The 16199-nt window shown below is 69.6% G+C and carries 17 protein-coding genes and 1 pseudogene; 8 read left to right on the top strand and 10 right to left on the bottom strand.

Translation table 11 applies throughout. From position 1 onward, the window contains the following. Window positions 1–20 precede the first annotated feature (20 nt). The gene (locus tag ACZ6ZD_RS23500) at window positions 21–236 is read left to right on the top strand and encodes an antitoxin (protein WP_465675469.1); all 216 of its coding nucleotides are present in this window, start codon (window positions 21–23) and stop codon (window positions 234–236) included. A 63-nt stretch (window positions 237–299) separates the two neighbouring features. Here the strand turns inward: ACZ6ZD_RS23500 and ACZ6ZD_RS23505 are convergent, their stop codons facing one another. Genes ACZ6ZD_RS23505 through ACZ6ZD_RS23530 form a run of 6 tightly spaced genes read right to left on the bottom strand, consistent with a single transcriptional unit; the run spans window position 300 to window position 6734 of the window. Beyond that, window positions 300–710, bottom strand: coding sequence for a hypothetical protein (locus ACZ6ZD_RS23505; protein WP_465675471.1), 411 nt, complete (start codon window positions 708–710; stop codon window positions 300–302). Beyond that, window positions 711–2207: an FGGY-family carbohydrate kinase gene (locus tag ACZ6ZD_RS23510; protein ID WP_465675473.1), complete on the bottom strand. Its 1497-nt coding sequence runs from the start codon at window positions 2205–2207 to the stop codon at window positions 711–713. It abuts the gene before it with no gap. Beyond that, window positions 2204–3196: an ABC transporter permease gene (locus tag ACZ6ZD_RS23515; protein WP_465675475.1), complete on the bottom strand. Its 993-nt coding sequence runs from the start codon at window positions 3194–3196 to the stop codon at window positions 2204–2206. Before ACZ6ZD_RS23515 ends, ACZ6ZD_RS23510 begins: the two co-directional genes overlap by 4 nt. Further along, the gene (locus ACZ6ZD_RS23520; RefSeq protein WP_465675477.1) at window positions 3189–4208 is read right to left on the bottom strand and encodes an ABC transporter permease; all 1020 of its coding nucleotides are present in this window, start codon (window positions 4206–4208) and stop codon (window positions 3189–3191) included. Before ACZ6ZD_RS23520 ends, ACZ6ZD_RS23515 begins: the two co-directional genes overlap by 8 nt. Beyond that, window positions 4205–5686, bottom strand: coding sequence for a sugar ABC transporter ATP-binding protein (locus tag ACZ6ZD_RS23525; RefSeq protein ID WP_465675479.1), 1482 nt, complete (start codon window positions 5684–5686; stop codon window positions 4205–4207). The genes ACZ6ZD_RS23520 and ACZ6ZD_RS23525 overlap by 4 nt, the downstream gene beginning before the upstream one ends. A gap of 10 nt (window positions 5687–5696) precedes the next feature. Next, window positions 5697–6734: a substrate-binding domain-containing protein gene (locus tag ACZ6ZD_RS23530; RefSeq protein WP_465675481.1), complete on the bottom strand. Its 1038-nt coding sequence runs from the start codon at window positions 6732–6734 to the stop codon at window positions 5697–5699. A gap of 245 nt (window positions 6735–6979) precedes the next feature. On the opposite strand from ACZ6ZD_RS23530, the gene ACZ6ZD_RS23535 reads away from it, so the two are divergent. After that, complete coding sequence (locus ACZ6ZD_RS23535) at window positions 6980–7801, top strand: DeoR/GlpR family DNA-binding transcription regulator (protein WP_465675483.1); 822 nt, start codon at window positions 6980–6982, stop codon at window positions 7799–7801. 1 nt (window position 7802) lies between these two features. Here the strand turns inward: ACZ6ZD_RS23535 and aroQ are convergent, their stop codons facing one another. Then, window positions 7803–8384: a gamma subclass chorismate mutase AroQ gene (gene aroQ, locus ACZ6ZD_RS23540; RefSeq protein ID WP_465675484.1), complete on the bottom strand. Its 582-nt coding sequence runs from the start codon at window positions 8382–8384 to the stop codon at window positions 7803–7805. A gap of 737 nt (window positions 8385–9121) precedes the next feature. Next, window positions 9122–11020: an ABC transporter ATP-binding protein gene (locus ACZ6ZD_RS23545; protein ID WP_465675486.1), complete on the bottom strand. Its 1899-nt coding sequence runs from the start codon at window positions 11018–11020 to the stop codon at window positions 9122–9124. Window positions 11021–11100: 80 nt separating this feature from the next. Here ACZ6ZD_RS23545 and ACZ6ZD_RS23550 point away from each other — a divergent pair, with 80 nt between their 5' ends. The 3 genes and pseudogenes from ACZ6ZD_RS23550 to ACZ6ZD_RS23560 all read left to right on the top strand — a co-directional run. Next, entirely contained in the window at window positions 11101–11526 is a 426-nt protein-coding gene (locus tag ACZ6ZD_RS23550) for a MarR family winged helix-turn-helix transcriptional regulator (RefSeq protein ID WP_465675488.1), read from the top strand. A 62-nt stretch (window positions 11527–11588) separates the two neighbouring features. Beyond that, entirely contained in the window at window positions 11589–11999 is a 411-nt protein-coding gene (locus ACZ6ZD_RS23555; protein WP_465675490.1) for a hypothetical protein, read from the top strand. A gap of 12 nt (window positions 12000–12011) precedes the next feature. After that, window positions 12012–12233: pseudogene (locus ACZ6ZD_RS23560) on the top strand (DUF1345 domain-containing protein); the annotation flags it as partial. A 63-nt stretch (window positions 12234–12296) separates the two neighbouring features. On the opposite strand, the gene ACZ6ZD_RS23565 reads toward ACZ6ZD_RS23560, so the two are convergent. After that, entirely contained in the window at window positions 12297–13274 is a 978-nt protein-coding gene (locus ACZ6ZD_RS23565) for an alpha/beta hydrolase (RefSeq protein WP_465675492.1), read from the bottom strand. Between the two features lie 71 nt (window positions 13275–13345). On the opposite strand from ACZ6ZD_RS23565, the gene ACZ6ZD_RS23570 reads away from it, so the two are divergent. The 3 genes from ACZ6ZD_RS23570 to ACZ6ZD_RS23580 are packed head-to-tail and all read left to right on the top strand — an operon-like array spanning window position 13346 to window position 15534. Beyond that, window positions 13346–14035, top strand: coding sequence for a hypothetical protein (locus ACZ6ZD_RS23570; RefSeq protein WP_465675494.1), 690 nt, complete (start codon window positions 13346–13348; stop codon window positions 14033–14035). A 54-nt stretch (window positions 14036–14089) separates the two neighbouring features. After that, window positions 14090–14614 carry a DinB family protein gene (locus ACZ6ZD_RS23575; RefSeq protein ID WP_465675496.1) on the top strand — a complete coding sequence of 175 codons (525 nt, stop codon included), beginning with the start codon at window positions 14090–14092 and terminating at the stop codon, window positions 14612–14614. Continuing rightward, window positions 14611–15534, top strand: coding sequence for an alpha/beta hydrolase fold domain-containing protein (locus tag ACZ6ZD_RS23580; RefSeq protein WP_465675498.1), 924 nt, complete (start codon window positions 14611–14613; stop codon window positions 15532–15534). Before ACZ6ZD_RS23575 ends, ACZ6ZD_RS23580 begins: the two co-directional genes overlap by 4 nt. On the opposite strand, the gene ACZ6ZD_RS23585 is transcribed toward ACZ6ZD_RS23580, so the two are convergent. Then, window positions 15519–16196, bottom strand: a complete 678-nt coding sequence (locus tag ACZ6ZD_RS23585) for a hypothetical protein (RefSeq protein ID WP_465675501.1) — start codon at window positions 16194–16196, stop codon at window positions 15519–15521. The genes ACZ6ZD_RS23580 and ACZ6ZD_RS23585 overlap by 16 nt on opposite strands. Window positions 16197–16199: the final 3 nt, after the last annotated feature.

Below are 16199 nucleotides of genomic sequence, written 5' to 3' on the forward strand. Positions count from 1 at the left end.
CGACAGAACGGGGAAAGACGATGGGTATGTTCGACAACCTGAAGGACAAGGCCACCGGCGCGGTCGACGACCACGGCGACAAGGTCAGCGACGGCCTGGACAAGGCCGGCGAGTTCGCCAACGAGAAGACCGGCGGCGAACACGGTGACAAGATCGACAAGGGCACCGACTTCGCCAAGGACCGCCTCGACGGTCTGGACGGCGAGAACGACGACATCGAGGACAGGAACGCCTGAGCGTCGTCCCTCCGGAGCGGCTGCCCTTCGGGGGTGGCCGCTCCGGCCGTTCCTAGGGTGTGTCTAGGTCCGAGAGCGGACCTGGCGGCGTTTGGGCGCGCAGCCCTGGATCAGCGGGACGCCGTCGATCGGCGGCGGTTCCGGTGGTACGACCGGTTGGTCCGCGCTCAGAACGAGGATGCCGCGTTCGAGGAGCTGGCTGAACTTGGAGTGCGGGTCCTCGGGGCTGCCGAGGAGGGTGAGCACCGGGACGATGACGGCGTCCACATGCGGTTCTTCGGCGGCTTCCAGCAGGAGGTGGAAGCCGTCCGGGTCGGTGAGGGCGTCATCCACGTGGACGGTGCCCAGAGTGTGGCCTTGGAGTTTGGCTGCTTCGGCGAGCATCTGCTGCTCCGCGCCGATCTCGTAGTGCCGCAGTGAACACCGCCGCAGGACGTATCCCAGGGCCAGTGGTTTCGGGCGGCCGATCATCATCTACTCGCCCCCGTCCGTTGTCTGCACCGACCGGGCAAGTCGGTGCACCTGCCGCCGAGTCGCCGGGTAGAGCTCGGCGTAAGTGCGGAAGAGCGTGGAGTACGTCGATGCCGTCGCTGGGTTCGGCTGGACGGTGTGGTCGAGCTGCGCCCAGTCCGTGTCGGAAGACACGAGCCCTACGCCGATCGCGGCCATCAGGGCGTCCCCGTACGCCGCTCCGATCGTCTGCGCGGGCACCTCCTGGGAGAGCCCGCTGACGTCGCTGACGATCTGAGTCCAGAGCCCGCCCTGGGTGCCACCGCCAACGGCTACTACCCGGGCCGGTTGTCCCGCTGCGGCTTCGAACTCGGCGACGATCTGCCGCACGCCACAGGCGATACCTTCGTACGTCGCTCGAAGCAGATGACCGCGCTGATGCCGCAGCGTCAGCCCAGCGATCACTCCACGCGCCAGCGGGTCGTAGATCGGCGTCCGCTCGCCACTGAAGTACGGGAGCATCACCAGCCCCTCGCTACCGGCAGGGACCGCGGCAGCCTCGGTCACGAGGGTCTCGAACGGCACTCCCCCGGTCAGCTCCTGCAGCCAGCTGGTGATGATGCCCGACGTCGCCATGCCGGCGGCCAGAGTGTGCGAACCGCGATCCACACCGGACGTCGTCCAGAGCCCACGCACGCTGGTCGGAGCGGTCAGCACCTGGACGAAGAACATCGTCGAGCCGTACATCAGCATCAGATCGCCCGGACGGCGGACTCCGACGCTGAAAGCCTCCGCCCAGGCGTCAACAGTCCCTGCGAGCACCGGCGTCCCCACTGCGAGCCCGGTCGCGGCGGCCGCCTCGGTGTGCAGGTTGCCAACCACCTCCGCCGGCCACACCAACCGCGGGAGCGCCAGGCCGGGCAACACGGCTTCAACCCAATCTGTAGCCCAGGTCTGCAGCTGGATGTCGTAGAACGGGTCGCACTGGCTGGCCGTGTGGTGGTCGAGCACCCACTCGCCGGTCAGTCGCGCGACGACGTAGCTGTGCGCGCTGAACCACTGGTCCTGCGGCCGCCACGCCTCACCAGCTTCACGGCGCAGCCAGGCCAGCTTGGGCCCAATCGCCTGGCTGGACAGGTCCTTCCCACACCGAACCAGAATCGCGTCCGCGCCAAGCTGTGCGGTGATCTCATCGATCTCCGCGGTCGCTCTGGTGTCGATGCCGTACAAGATCGCCGGACGCCGCGGCCGCAGCTCCGCATCGGTCTGGACGACGCACGGGCCCAGACCGGAGACGCACACCGCGGTGACCCGTGCTTCTGGGTGCGCTGTGGTCAGCTCGCGCAGTACTGCGACGACGTCCGCCCACCAGTCCTGTTCGGCGTCCATCTCGGCCCAGCCGGGCTGTGGGAAAGTCGGTGCGTGGTCCCGGCGCGCGGTGGCGACCAGAGTGCCGTCCGGGCGGGTCAGCACGGCTTTGGTGCTACCCGTGCCGATGTCGACGCCGATCAGGTAGCTCACGCGACCACCCTCCGGCGTGCGAACAACCCGGACAAGGCAGTTCCCCAGGTGTTCAGCAAGACCATGGTGACCAGTAACAGGCCCTGACAAATGTTCACCACATGCGAGCTGACACTGAGCGAGAGCAGACCGGCGCCGAGCAACTGCATCGCGATCGCAGCGATGACGACACCGGCGACAGTCAGATAGCCGCCTTCCGGGTCCACACCGGCCAGTACGGCGATCACTACCGCCAGCAGCACGTACGACGAGCCGTAGTCCGAGTTGGCGCCACCAGCTCGGGCCGAAATGATCAGACCGGCCACTCCACCGAGCGCACCGCTCATCACGTACGTCGCAAGCAGCACTCGGGCCCGGCGGATCCCGCTGAAGTCCGCAGCGGTCGGGTTCGCCCCGACCAGTCGCATCCGAAAGCCCAGCGGCGTCTTGGCGACCACTACGCCGACGATCGCGGCAACGATCAGCATGACCCAGAAGATCAACGGCACTCCGGCCACCGTCACCAGCGCGATCCTGGTGAAGGACTCCGGCAGCCCCTTCACCACCGTGCCACCGGAAGCGACCAGCGCGAGCCCAGAGAAGAGCTGGCCGGTCGCCAACGTGGCCAGGATCGGCGGTACGTGTTTGAAGCCGACCAGCAGCCCGTTGACCGCACCACAGGCCAGCGCGGTACCGACCGCGCCAAGCAGCGCCAGACCGGTCGATTGCCCGTTTGTCATCAGCAGGGCCGCCACCACCCCGGACAGGTTGGCGATCGACACCACCGACAGGTCGATGCCAGCCGTCAGCATGGTCAACGCCATCGCGAGGCTGAGGATCGCGACCTCGGGTGACGCGAGTTCGACGTACTGAAGGTTCTGCCCGCTGAGGAAGACGGACGGGTTCAGTACGCCGAAGACCACGACGATCGCGACGGCGACGACCAGCAGCCGGATGAAGCTGGCGCGGCCGCCCATCGTGAGGAGGAGAGTGCGGAAGCGCTCAGGCATTGGTCACCTCCGGCGCGGGGGCGTCGAGGATCGGGCGGATGCGTTGGCGGCGGCTGATCGAGGTCTGCAGCAGGATGCCCGCGATCAGCAGCGCGCCCACCGCCGCGCGCTGCCAGATGGTCGGGATGCCGAGCGGCACCAAGGACGCGGTCACGAGCGAGATGAGCAGGACGCCGAGGACCGCGCCGCGCACGGTCCCTTTGCCACCGGCAATCGCCACGCCGCCGAGGACGACGGCGGCCAGCGTGTCCAGCTCGCGGCCCATGAACGTCGTCGGGTCCGCGCGGCCGCTCAGGGTGACCGAGATGATCCCGGCCAGCCCGGCCACGGCGCCCGCGATCGCGAAGACGAGCACCCGGGTGCGGGGTACCGAGATCGCGGCCCGAGACGCGGCTTCGGCGTCCCCGCCGACGGCGAAGACGCTGCGGCCGGCGATCGTGAAGCGCAGGAAGGCCCACACCAGCACGCAGACCGCCAGGACGACGAGGATCAGCACGTTCAGGCTGGTCGTCCCGCGGACGGCGCCCTTCGCGGTGAACAGGTGGGTCGCGCCGAGGGTCTGCAGCGGTTGCGGGAGCGTCGAGATCACCTCACCGCCGACGACCGCGAACATCGTGCCGAGGTAGATCGAGCTGGTCGCCAGGGTCGCGATCAGCACCGACGTCCGGGCCACGATCACCACCGCCGCGTTGACCAGGCCGAGCCCGAGGCCGATCGCCGTACTGATCGCGAACACCGGCAGCGCGCCGAGCGGGCCGTCGCCCTGCGGGCCGTACCGGACCGTCGCGTACGCCGAGAAGATGCCGACGGCAAGGAACGAGACGTCGATCCCGCCGGAGACCACGACCAGCATCACGCCGACCGCGAACAGGATGCCGACCATCGAGGCGGTCAGCACGTTGAACAGCGTCTGCAGGCCGAAGAAGTCGGGGAACTTCAGGCTGACCGCGAGCAGCAGCAGGGCCATCAGCCCGATCAGCAGCAGCTCCTGGTTCGCCAGCACGCGCCTCATGCGGTGACCGCCTCGACGACCGTGTCCTCGCGGAGCTGGTCACCGCTCAGCTCGCGCACGATCCGGCCGCTCCGGACGACGAGCACCCGGTGGCACATCGAGATCAGCTCGGGCACGTCGTCGCTGATGATCAGCACGCCCAGCCCTTGCAGGGACTGCGCGTTCAGGACGCCGAGGATGTCGAACTTCGAGCCGACGTCGACGCCGACCGTCGGGCCGTTCAGGATCAGCACCTTCGGCTCGCCGACCAGCCATTTGCCGAGCAGGACGCGCTGCGCGTTCCCGCCGGACAGCGAACGGACCGGGTCGGTCAGCTTGCCGAGCTTGATCCGCAGATCGCGTACCACCGAGGTCTTCCGGCGTTCGATCGCCTCGGCGTCCAGGACCCCGCGGCGGGCCGGCAGATGCGTCGCGACGATGTTGTCGCCGATCGGCTGGTCCAGGAACAGGCCCTGGGTGAGCCGATCGGCCGGCACGTAGCCGATCCCGGCCGCGACGCCGTCGCTGAGCGACCGCACCTTGATCGGTTTGCCGAGCACCTCGACCGTCCCGGTCTGCGCGGGGCGGACGCCGCAGATCGCCTCGGCGATCTCCGTCCGGCCGGAGCCGAGCAGCCCGGCCAGGCCGACGATCTCACCCTGGCCGACCTCGAGATCGACGTCCGCGAACAATGGGTCCCGGCCGAGGCCGCGGACCCGCAGCGCCGGCGCGCGGTTCTTGTTCCGCGGGGCGACCCGGTCGAAGCTCTGGCTGCCGCGACCGGTCATCGTCTCGGCCAGCGACGCGTGGGTGAACTCGTCCGGCCGGCCGCTGGTCACGACCGCGCCGTTGCGCAGCACGGTGACCCGCTCGGCGATCGAGAAGATCTCCTGCATCTTGTGCGAGATGAACGCGAGCGCGACCCCGGCGTCCTTGAGCCGGCCGACGGCCACGAACAGCGCGTCGACCTCCTTCCAGGTCAGCGCCGTGGTCGGCTCGTCCATCGCGATGAACTTCGCCTCGTGCGCGAGTGCCCGCGCGATCGCGGTCAGCTGTCGCTCCGCGACCGTCAGCTCGCCGACCGGGATGTCCAGCTCGATGTCCACCCCGAGCCGTACGACGGCCCGCTCCGCCAGAGTGCGGGCCGCCGTACGGGAATAGAGCCGTCGCCCGCCGGCGACGGACCGCGGTAACGCGATGTTCTCCGCGGCGGTCAGGTTCGGCATCAGGCTGAAGTCCTGGTAGATGACCTCGATCCCGGCCGACAGCGCCTGGCGCGGCGTCAGGTGGTCGTACGCCGTCCCGGCCACGATCACCTGGCCGGACGTCGGCCGGTGCGCGCCGCTGATCACCTTCAGCAGCGTGGACTTGCCGCAGCCGTTCTCCCCCGCGATGCAGTGCACCTCGCCAGGCCGGAAGGCCACGCTGACCTCAGTCAGCGCGCGGACCCCTCCGAAGCGCTTGGAGACGTCGACCGCCTCGACGATGGGAGCTGACATCAGGGCCCGTTCAGAAGTCGTAGTTGCCGATCTCGGCCTTGGTCAGCACGAGCATCGCGTCGCCGAGGAAGACCTTGGGGTTCTGCGGAGAGACCGTGAGCTTCTCATAGCCCTTGACGCCGAGGTCGGTCCCGGCGGCGAGTTGCTTGCCCTCGACAATCAGCTTGGCGGCGCTCAGCATCGCCTCGCCGGCCAGCTGCGGGTCCCACAGGTAGATGGCGTCGATCGACCCGTCGTCGACGAACGACTTGGTCTGCGACGGGACGCCCGTCCCGAACACGCAGGTGTCGTTCTGCAGGCCGGCCTCCTTGATCGCGCGGGCGATCCCCGGCACGTCCTCGGACGAGGCGCCCTGGAAACCGGCCAGCTTCGGATGCGCCTGAAGCAGCTCCTTGGCCTTGCGGTACGCCTGGTCGCCGTTGTTGTTCGACTCGACGGGCGCACTGACCCGCTTCATCCCCGGGTACTTCTGCTGCTGCAGCTCGTACGCCGCCGTCGTCCAGGCCATGTGCGTCGCGGCGGTCAGCGTGCCGACGAACTGCACGTACTCACCGCCGTCCTTCATACACGCGGCCAGGTCGGTCATGATCTTCTGGCCGTACTTCGCGTTGTCGAACGCCTCGATATCGGCGTCCACGTCGGTCAGCGCCGGCGCCTCGTGGGTGACCACCTTGATCCCCGCGGACCGGGCCTGTTTGATCACCGGGATCACCGAGCTCGGGTCCGACGGGACGATCGCCAGCGCCGCGGGCTTCTGCGCGATCAGGCCCTGGATCAGGCTGACCTGCTGCTCGGGGCTGTTGGTCGACGGGCCGGTCTGGGTCGCCTTGACGTTCGCCGTGGTCGCGAACTCCTTGACGCCGGAGTTCATCCGGTCGAACCAGGCGATCCCGGTCAGCTTCACGACGTTGATGTAGGCGCCGCCCGCACTGGAAGAGGAGGAGGGGGGTCCGGCGGGCGGCGCCGTCGTGCCCTGGTCGACCGTCCCGCAGCCGGCGAGGATCGCGATCAGTAGGGCGCCGGACACTACCCGTGACGTCCTCAGCATGCGAAACTCCTCCTGGCGCGGTCGGCAAACCAGCGTTTGATGTCGCACGTTCCTGCACGACTCCCTGCACGAATTCGTGCAGTGCGCTCACTCTGGCGGCTGGTTCCGGTCTATGTCAATGGTTGAGTGACGGTCCGATTTCGGGCAGTTGCGACCTTACGGCGTGGTGACCGATGCTTTACAGTCGGGCACTACCCGGAGGTAAACGATTCCCCTCCCGGGCGCGGACCACAGGGAGGCGACGGATGCGGTTGCGGCTGAACGCGCGGCAGCGGGCGATCCTTCGGGAGGTCGAGGGCCGCGAGTACGTCGAGGTCAAGGACCTCGCCCACCGCCTGGACGTCGACGTCTCCACCATCCGCCGCGACCTGCAGGGCCTGGTCCGCGACGACCTGGTCGAACGCCTGCACGGCGGCGTCCGCCGTCGCACCGCCGACGTCCCCGCCGTCGCCCTGGCCGCCACCCCCGACACCGGCGTCGACGCCATCGCGCACGCCGCCCGCCGGATGGTCCGCAACGGCGACCGGATCGCGCTGGGCGCCGGCGTCTGCATCGACCGCCTGGTCAGCACCCTCTTCGACGTCGAGGACCTCACCGTCGTCACCACCGACCTGCAGTCGGCCGAACGCCTCAGCCGCCAGCCCAACATCCGCGTCGTCATCGCCGGCGGCGAACTCCGCGACGCCCCCGGCTCCACCGTCGTCTCCGGCGCCGCCACCGCCGACTTCCTCGCCGCCCAGCAGGCCGACTGGGTCTTCCTCGAGGTCGACGGCATCCACCCCTTCGCCGGGATCACCACCTCCCACACCTGGCACGTCTCCACCGCCCGCGCCCTCCTCTCCGCCGGCGACCGCCGCGTCGGCCTGGCCCGCTCCCAAGCCTTCGGCGCCCGCTGCGTCGGCTTCATCGCCGAAGCCTCCGAACTCGACCTCGTCATCACCGACGACCGCCTCACCGACGCCGAACTCCCCGCCTTCGCCGGCCGCATCGTCCGCGCCTCCCTAGACCCCACCGACGACTGGCGCACCACCCAACCCCCCACCTACCACCCACCCCGCCGCCTCTAGGTCAGCAGACCGTCCCGGCCCCCACCGCCAAAGCCCTCCGGTGCAGCCGATCCAGCCGCTGAGCTGCCGGTATGGTTGCCATCAGCAACTCCACCTGACAACGCGGCCGGCTGTCCCGAAGGTGGTCGACAACAACCAACTCGGCAAGCAGACCCACCGTCAGCCGATCAAGCTCCTGGCGCACAGCCTCAAGATCAGGACCGGTCGTCGGCGCCTCCTCCGGGTGGGCCGCCCAGCGGGCCAGCAAACCCCGCTGAACCACCTTGCTCGCCTCGATCTGCGCCCGGAAGAAGGCGGCGGTCTCCCCCGGATCGATCCCGAGCTCGACCGCCTCCGCCCGCACCGCCGTCAAGATCTGCTGCTCACGCACCGGATCGTCGACCGGCCGCCCACTGAAGTACTTCGACGCCGCCACTTCATCACCAACGTCAATCCGCCGTACGACAAGCTCAGTCAGGTGAGCGAACCCGACCCGGCTCGTCGTTACGGCAGGTGTACTCGCGTAAGCCGGCGTCACCACCTGACTGGATGCGAGCACAGCGGCCACCACCAGCAAAACTCGCCCAACCAAACGCATGCGCATCTCCTCGTCGCCCCCAGCTGACCCGACCGACCCTACGCCGCCGACACCAACGACAGGAGGTACCTCACCCGCACGACGTCACGGCAGCGGAAAGTCAGCGCAGAAGCGCCCACCAGCAACAACCACCTCCTGTCGTTAGCGTCGCTTCCCAACCAGCACATCCCCCGCAGAAGCACCACGAGCCTCCCGTGACAGTGCGCGGAACCCACGGCGGGAGTGACTCTCACACCCTCCACCCAGCACCAGTCGCCGCCCACAACCACAGCTCGCCCAACGCCTAGCGCGCGGCAGCGTCCGGTTCACACAAGAACGCATCTCGCGCGGCAGCGCCGGTTCGCGTGCAGTAGCGCACGCCCTCGCGCGGCAGCGCCCGTTCGCACGACATCGCCGGTTCGCACGACATCGCACCTCGCGCGACAGCACCCGGTTCACACGACGACGCATCTCGCCCGGAAGCGCTCGCCTCGCGCGGCAGCGCCGGTTCGCGCGGCAGCGCCGGTTCGCGCGGCAGCGCCGGTTCGCGCGGTAGCGCGGAAGGAGCGCGCGGCAGCACGCACCGCTTCCAGGGCGGGCGGGAGCCACGCGAGCACGGCGACGGAGGAGCTGGGCGTAGTCGGGGCGTGGGATTGACTGCGCGTGCACGGCGACGGAGGAATGGCACGTCGGGGCTTGGGATCGACTGCGGGTGGACGGCGACGGAGGAGTGGGACGTCGGGGCGTGGGGTCGGCTGCGGTGGTCAGACGGCGGGTTGGGGGGCGAACTGGGTTTTGTGGAGGTCGGCGTACAGGCCGCCGGCGGCTAGGAGCTGGTCGTGGGTGCCGCGTTCGCGGATGTGGCCGGCGTCGAGGACGAGGATTTGGTCGGCGTTGCGGATGGTGGAGAGGCGGTGGGCGATGACTAGGGAGGTGCGGCCGGTGAGGGCGTTGGCGAGGGCGGCTTGGACGGCGGCTTCGGACTCGGAGTCGAGGTGGGCGGTGGCTTCGTCGAGGATGACGACGGAGGGGGACTTGAGGAGCAGTCTGGCGATGGCCAGGCGCTGGCGTTCGCCGCCGGAGAGGCGGTAGCCGCGGTCGCCTACGACGGTGTCCAGGCCGTCCGGGAGCGAGTCGACCAGAGCCGCGATCTGGGCGGCTTCGAGGGCTGCGCGGAGTTCGGGTTCGTTGGCTTCGGGGCGGGCGAAGAGGAGGTTCTGGCGGATGGTGTCGTGGTACATGTGCGAGTCCTGGGTGACGACGCCGATGACGTCGCGCAGTGAGCTCTGGGTGACCTCGCGGACGTCGCGGCCGCCGACCAGGATCGCGCCGCCGGTGACGTCGTACATCCGGGAGACGAGTGCGGCGAGGGTGGTCTTGCCGGCGCCGGAGGGGCCGACGACGGCGACCATTTGCCCGGGCTCGACCGTGAAGCTGACGTCGTTCAGGACCTCGGCGCCGGTCTCGGTGGACAGGGTCGCGACCGACTCCAGCGAGGCGAGCGAGACCTCGGACGCCGACGGGTAGTGGAAGTGGACGGCGTCGAACTCGATCGACGGTTCGGCGTCGGCCGGGAGGTGGACGGCGTCCGGGCGGTCGGCGACCATCGGCTCGAGGTCGAGGACTTCGAGGACGCGCTCGAAGCTGACCAGCGTCGTCATGATGTCGACCTGCACGTTGGACAGCGCGGTCAGCGGGCCGTAGAGGCGGGCCAGATAGGCGGTCAGGGCAACGACCGTCCCGATCCCGAGCGCACCCTGGACGGCGAACACCCCGCCCACGCCGTACACGAGCGCGACGGCGAGCGCCGCGACCAGCGTCAGCGAGACGCGGAAGACCCCGGCGTACATGGACGTCGTTACGCCGATGTCGCGCACCTGCGCGGCCTTCTCGGCGAACTCGCGGGACGACTGCGTCGACCGGCCGAACACCTTGGCCAGGACGGCGCCCGCGACGTTGAAGCGCTCGGTCATCGTCTGGGCCATCACCGCGTTCAGCCGGTAGGTCTCCGCGGTCGCCGCCCGCAGGCGGCCCGCGATCAGCCGCGCGGGCAGGACGAAGAGCGGGAGCAGGACGAGGGCGAGCAGCGTGATCTGCCACGACATCACGAACATCGCGGCGAGCACCAGGACGACGCTCAGCAGGTTACTGACCACGTTCGACAAGGTGGAGGTGAAGGCCTGCTGGGCGCCGAGGACGTCGCCGTTCAGCCGCTGGATCAGCGCGCCGGTCTGGGTCCGGCTGAAGAACGCGACCGGTAGCTCCTGGACGTGGTCGAAGACCTTCGTCCGCAGGTCGTAGACGAGCCCTTCGCCGATCCGCGCGGAGAACCAGCGCTGGATCAGCGTGATCGCGCCGCTGACGATCGCCAGCAGGGCGACGACGAGCGCGAGCCAGATGACGAGCCCGGTGTTCTTCGCCACGATGCCGCGGTCGATGATCGCGCGGTAGAGCAGCGGGGTGGCCGCGCCGGCGGCGGCGTCCAGCGTGACGAGGAACAGGAAGACGGCCAGGTAGCCGCGGTAGGGGACGGCGAAGCCGGCGATCCGGCGCAGCGTCCCGGTGGACAGTTTGTGATGCCGGACGGCGGAGTCCTTGAGCAGCGAGCGCATCGCGCGCCCGCCGCCGGCTCCCCCGCCGGGCAGGCTGGAGATCTGTGACATCGAGGCCTTTCGGTAGGGATATACTGAGGCTACCTCACAATGAGAGTGCCTCACAAGATCCCGACGACTAGGCTCACCCCGTGAACGCTCCCGACGGCACCGCGGAACAGATCGCCGCCCTGCTCGACGTCCTCGTCCGCCGCCAGCGCCGCGCCGCCAGGACCGACCTCGGCGCCGGCGTCACCCACGGCCGCGTCCGCGCCCTGCGCACACTCGACCACGCCGACCGTCCGGTCCGCCTGAGCGAGCTCGCGACCCTGCTCGACATCGTGCCCCGCTCGGCGACGTCCCTCGTCGACGACCTCGAAGCCGCCGGTCTCGTCGCCCGCACCCCCGACCCGCACGACCGCCGCGCCACCCTCGTCGCACTGACCCCCGCCGGCGCGACCCTCCTCGCCACCATCCGCCGCAACCGCCGCGACGCCATGGTCACCCTCCTCGACCGCCTCACCCCCACCGAGCAAACCACCCTCCACGACCTACTAACCCGCCTCGCCGCCGACTGACCGAATCCGGCGGTACGGCGCTGCGGCGGGACGGGATGGTTGCCGATGGCTACTATCCGAGCGTGGGAGCACGGGTCGAAGGGGCGATGCGAGTACTGCTCGCGCTGGCTGGGGTAGCGCTGGTTCTGATCCTGTGGGTCATCCCCGTGCCGGTGTGGGCGACGGTCGTCACCCTGCTCGTCTGGGACGGACTGGCGCTCGCCTTCCTCATCCGTCAGTTCTCCGTCATCCACCGAGCCCGCAGCGCCGAGAGCCGTTGGCTACTCCCCGCGCGCTCGATGCGACTCCGGTACGGCGCCCTGCTCGTCGCGAGCGCAGCCGGCCTCTCGAGCGGTCTACTCGTCGTCACCGTCGACGTCCTGGCCGCCGACGTCGACACCACCTACCCCCACCTCCCCACCCTGCGCATCCTCGCCGCCCTCGCCGTCCTCCTCGCCTGGCTAACCCTCCACACCGGCTACGCCACGCACTAAGCCAACCTCTACTTCACCCACGACATCGGCCTCACCTTCCCCGGCCCCACCCAAACCCCCAACCTCCTCGACTTCACCTACTTCTCCTTCACCATCGGCACCGCCTTCGCCACCTCCGATGCCACCATCACCACCCGCCCCCTCCGCCACGCCGTCCTCTGGCACTCCATCCTCGCCTTCTTCTACAACGCCGCCGTCCTCGGCATAGCCATCTCCTCCTTCACCGGCAAGTAGTCCACGTCAGGACGAGAAGAACAGCAGCCATCGGAGGCGTGGTCCGGGGGTGGGGGTTGGGGGTCAGGGTTTGCGGAGGTGGGCGATGATGCCGTTGAGGTCTTCGATGAAGCGGTGGGGGCGGATTTCGTGGCCGCCGGGGTCTTCGTGGGCGGTGTGGGGGATGTTGGCGGCGGTTAGGGCGGCGCGGAACTCGCGGTGGCCGGCCAGGACCTGGGTTTCGTTGGCGTAGTTGAAGGGGTCGGGGCCGGGGGAGGTGCCGGCGACCAGGTAGATGCGTTTGCCTCGGTAGCGTTCGAGATTCTGGAGGGGGTTGTCGGCGGTGACGCGGGCTTCGTCCCAGGGGACGCCGTAGACGGTGCCGCCGTTGAGGTCGACGGCGGCGGAGGAGGCGTTGGCCCAGTGGACGACGAGGCCGCCGTCGCGGCGGACGCTGGCGGGGCCGGAGTGCGAGCTGACCGAGGCGAAGTGGCCGTAGTACTTGGCGGCGTACTTGAGGGCGCCGAAACCGCCCATCGAGAAGCCGGAGACGGCGCGGCCGGCGAACTCGGCGTACGTGCGGAAGTTCGCGTCGATCCAGGGGATGAGCTGGTTCAGGTGGAAGCTCTCCCAGTTCCGCGGGCCGGCGTTGGTGGTGACGGGGTTGGAGTACCAGCCCGCGCGCCCGCCGTCCGGCATCACGACGATGATCGGCTTCCCCGCGGTCCAGGCGCGGACGCCGGCGGCGTCGAAGGTGATGAAGTCCTGCAGACCCCCGTGCAGCAGGTAGAGGACGGGATAGCGACGGCCGCTGCCGTGGTAGCCGTCCGGGAGCAGGACGTTGACGCCCGGGTTCCAGCCGATCTCGCCGGTCTGGAAGCGGTAGTACCACATCCGCGGATCGCCTTCGTTGCGGTCGACGATGCGCAGGCCGAAGCCGTCGCCCGCCGCGCTGGCGGCGGCGGAGGTGGCCAGAATGGTCCCGGCGCCGAGGCCGGTCGCGACCGTCAGGCCGCCGGCGGCCTTCAGCAGGGTTCTCCGAGTGGGGCGGTGCTCGCTCACCATGGTCTCCTTGGGGAGTACGGACAGGACAAGATCTAAGTTAGTACCATAACTTAGAGGTCAGGAGGGTCGTGACAGCACCGACGCCGCGCCGGAAGACCGGCGGCCGGCAGGCTCAGATCGGGCTCGCGGACATCGAGCGCGAAGGCCTGCGGATCGGCCTGGCGCAGCTGACCGTGAACGGCGTCGCCGGCGCGCTCGGCGTCAGCGCGACCGCGCTCTACCGCCATGTCGACGGCAAGGCCGGGCTCGAGGCGGTCGTCGGCGAGGCCGTCCTCGCCGAGTTGCACATCCGCGACGATCCGGCGGACGGCGTCGAGGCGCATCTGCTCGCCACCGCCGCGCAGATCCGCGCCTTCGTCCTCGACCACCCCGGCCTGGCGGCGTACATGCAGGGGCTGTTCCCCCGCGGCGCGTCCGGCATGCGCCTTCAGCGGGAGGCGATCGAAGCGCTCGTACGCCGGGGCTACGGCGCGGCCGGCGCGGTGATGATGACCGGCACGGTCGCGTCGCTCGCGATCAACCTGACCGCGGCCGAGGAGCGTCATCGACCCTTCCACGAGGGCGACGAGCTGGCGAAGGTGTACGCGCTGATCGGCGCCGATCCGACGCTCGCGGCCGCGCACGCGGAGTTGCCGCCGATCTCCGGCGAGGCCTACTTCCGGATGGTGATGACCGGCTGCATCCGCGGCCTGATCGCCGCCGCGCCGCCCGGGCGCCCGGTCGCGGAGACGCTGGCCGAGCTCGGGCTCGCGGATTGAGGGAATCGCTCAATCCGCGGGGTCCGGGACGGGGCTGGTGGTTGGGTCGGGTGCATGCGCATACCGAAGACTTCACCGGGGCAGGCGATCGAGTTGGTTCGCGCCGATCACCGGCTGCTTGAGGACGCCGTTGCCGGGTTGAGCGAGGCTGAGTTGCGGGCGCCGTACAGCGTGGCCGACGGGCCGTTGGGGCACTTTTGCGAGTCGCTGCATGATCTTGTCGGTCATGTCCTGATGTGGGACGAGATCAACTTGGCCGTGCTCCGGGACGCGCGCGCCGGGCGGTCGCATTGGAGCCTTGGCACGGCGTGGGAGACCCCCGAGCTCGGCCGCGCGCTCAACGTCGGCGGCGTCGAGGCGGCGCGGCACATCCCGTCCGAGTTGCTGCTGCAACGGCTCGAGAGCGTCACCGCGGCGTTCGTCGCGGAGATCGAGGTGTACGACGACGCGGCGTGGGCCGATCCGGCGACGGGCGGCGGCTTCGACGGTGGGATCGGCGCGCTGGCGGAGTACGTGACGACACCGCCCAACGACAAGGCCTTCGGCCACGTGGCCAAGCATCTGGTACCCGCCTCGTGATCGTCGACGAACCAGCCTTCGCCGCCGAGACCAACGCCCTGCTCCAGCGGTTCGCCGACCAGCCGAACGGTCCGGAAGCAGACCCCTACGAAGCCTTACTCGTCGATCGCGACGAGCTGCCCGACCCGGAGCTGGCCGGAACCTGCGACCCGCGCACCAACCCGAAAGACCTGCGCATCGACCTCCCCGACCGCACGCTCGAGGCGCGGATCTATCATCCGGCCGACCCGCAGGGGCACGTATTGCTCTGGCTGCACGGCGGCGGCTTCATCGGCGGACACTTCCGCGACATCGAGTACGCGACCTCCAGATTAGCTGCCCTCGGCAACGTCACCGTTGTCTCACTCAACTATCGCCTCGCCCCCGAAAATCCTTACCCAGCAGGCCTGGACGACGTCGTCGACACCCTCGCCTGGATCCGGGCGAGCCTCACCGACGGCCCGATCGCGATCGGCGGCCAGAGCGCCGGCGCGAGTCTCGCGGCCGGGGCCTGTTTAGTTGCCCGCGACAACGGACTGCCGATACCGGAGCGGCAACTCCTCTGTTACCCAAGTCTCGACCTCGACCAGGACACCGAGTCGTACCGGCTCTTCGACGGCACGTTCCTCAGCATCGCCCCCGGCCGCTGGTCAGCCGCGCAGTACTTCCCGAAGGGCGCCGACCTGCCCGCCGCTGCGGTCCCGCTGCGCGCCGAGTCGTTCGAAGGCCTGCCCCCGGCGCTCATCCTCGCCGCCGGTCGCGATCCGCTGCGCGACGACGCCCGCCAGTACGCCGAAGCGCTCAACCGGGACGGCGTACCAGCGCGCTTGGTGGAGTACGCCGACACCATGCACGCGTTCCTCAACTTCCCCGGTGTGCTGTCAGCCGGCCGGCACGCGGTGGAACTGATGGGGGTGGAGCTGCGTCAGTGGTCGGAGTGATGGTTGAAGAATCTGCCGGGGTCACCGGCTGCGCGCGGCCCGGAGGCGAGCCAACTGGCGAAGTCCTCCGGGTGCCGACGTTCGAGTTCGTCGAGGAAGGCCCGGCGGACGTCGACCGTCGCGGTCCAGCGGTCCTTTGCGGCGGATCTGCCGAGCTCGGCGAAGCTGCGGCGCCAAGCCAGGCAGAGCTCGGCGTCGGTGAGGAGCGTGAGGTCGACGTCGAGGCGGAAGCCGGGCTCACCGCTGACGATGGCGTCGAAGGTCGGCCCCGAGGTGTCGACGACGGGGGCGGGCTCGGTGGGTTGCACGCGGCTGGGTGGTGAGCGCCAGCCCAGCGCGGTGAGAACCGGCGGCGCCGTCCCCGCGACCAGGAGCAGCAACAACATCACTTGAGTCCCCGCGGCAGCGCCGTACCCGATGACTGCGACGACGGTGGCGCCGCCCAGCGCGGCCCATCGCGGTGCCGCCAGGGCGGACTCCCGGTTCGTTCGGCCCCAGGAGAGCCCCAGACTGATGGAGATCGCGGCGGACATCACCGCGCCGAGCAAGAACGCCGCGAGGAGCGCAGTCGGGCTGACCAGCACCAGCCCGGCCAGGACTCCGATTACGGCCAGTACAGCGACCGCCGTCCGCCAGATCCAGTCGTACCGCTGCTCCACCACGCC

Source organism: Kribbella sp. NPDC104218 (genome assembly GCF_055584105.1).

Excerpts from the sequence above, each read along its gene's own strand:
- ACZ6ZD_RS23505 (WP_465675471.1), bottom strand. The coding sequence starts at position 710 with ATGATGATCGGCCGCCCGAAACCACTGGCCCTGGGATACGTCCTGCGG.
- ACZ6ZD_RS23575 (WP_465675496.1), top strand. The coding sequence starts at position 14,090 with ATGCGCATACCGAAGACTTCACCGGGGCAGGCGATCGAGTTGGTTCGC.
- ACZ6ZD_RS23530 (WP_465675481.1), bottom strand. The coding sequence starts at position 6,734 with ATGCTGAGGACGTCACGGGTAGTGTCCGGCGCCCTACTGATCGCGATC.
- ACZ6ZD_RS23545 (WP_465675486.1), bottom strand. The coding sequence starts at position 11,020 with ATGTCACAGATCTCCAGCCTGCCCGGCGGGGGAGCCGGCGGCGGGCGC.
- ACZ6ZD_RS23535 (WP_465675483.1), top strand. The coding sequence starts at position 6,980 with ATGCGGTTGCGGCTGAACGCGCGGCAGCGGGCGATCCTTCGGGAGGTC.
- aroQ (WP_465675484.1), bottom strand. The coding sequence starts at position 8,384 with ATGCGCATGCGTTTGGTTGGGCGAGTTTTGCTGGTGGTGGCCGCTGTG.
- ACZ6ZD_RS23500 (WP_465675469.1), top strand. The coding sequence starts at position 21 with ATGGGTATGTTCGACAACCTGAAGGACAAGGCCACCGGCGCGGTCGAC.
- ACZ6ZD_RS23525 (WP_465675479.1), bottom strand. The coding sequence starts at position 5,686 with ATGTCAGCTCCCATCGTCGAGGCGGTCGACGTCTCCAAGCGCTTCGGA.
- ACZ6ZD_RS23515 (WP_465675475.1), bottom strand. The coding sequence starts at position 3,196 with ATGCCTGAGCGCTTCCGCACTCTCCTCCTCACGATGGGCGGCCGCGCC.
- ACZ6ZD_RS23520 (WP_465675477.1), bottom strand. The coding sequence starts at position 4,208 with ATGAGGCGCGTGCTGGCGAACCAGGAGCTGCTGCTGATCGGGCTGATG.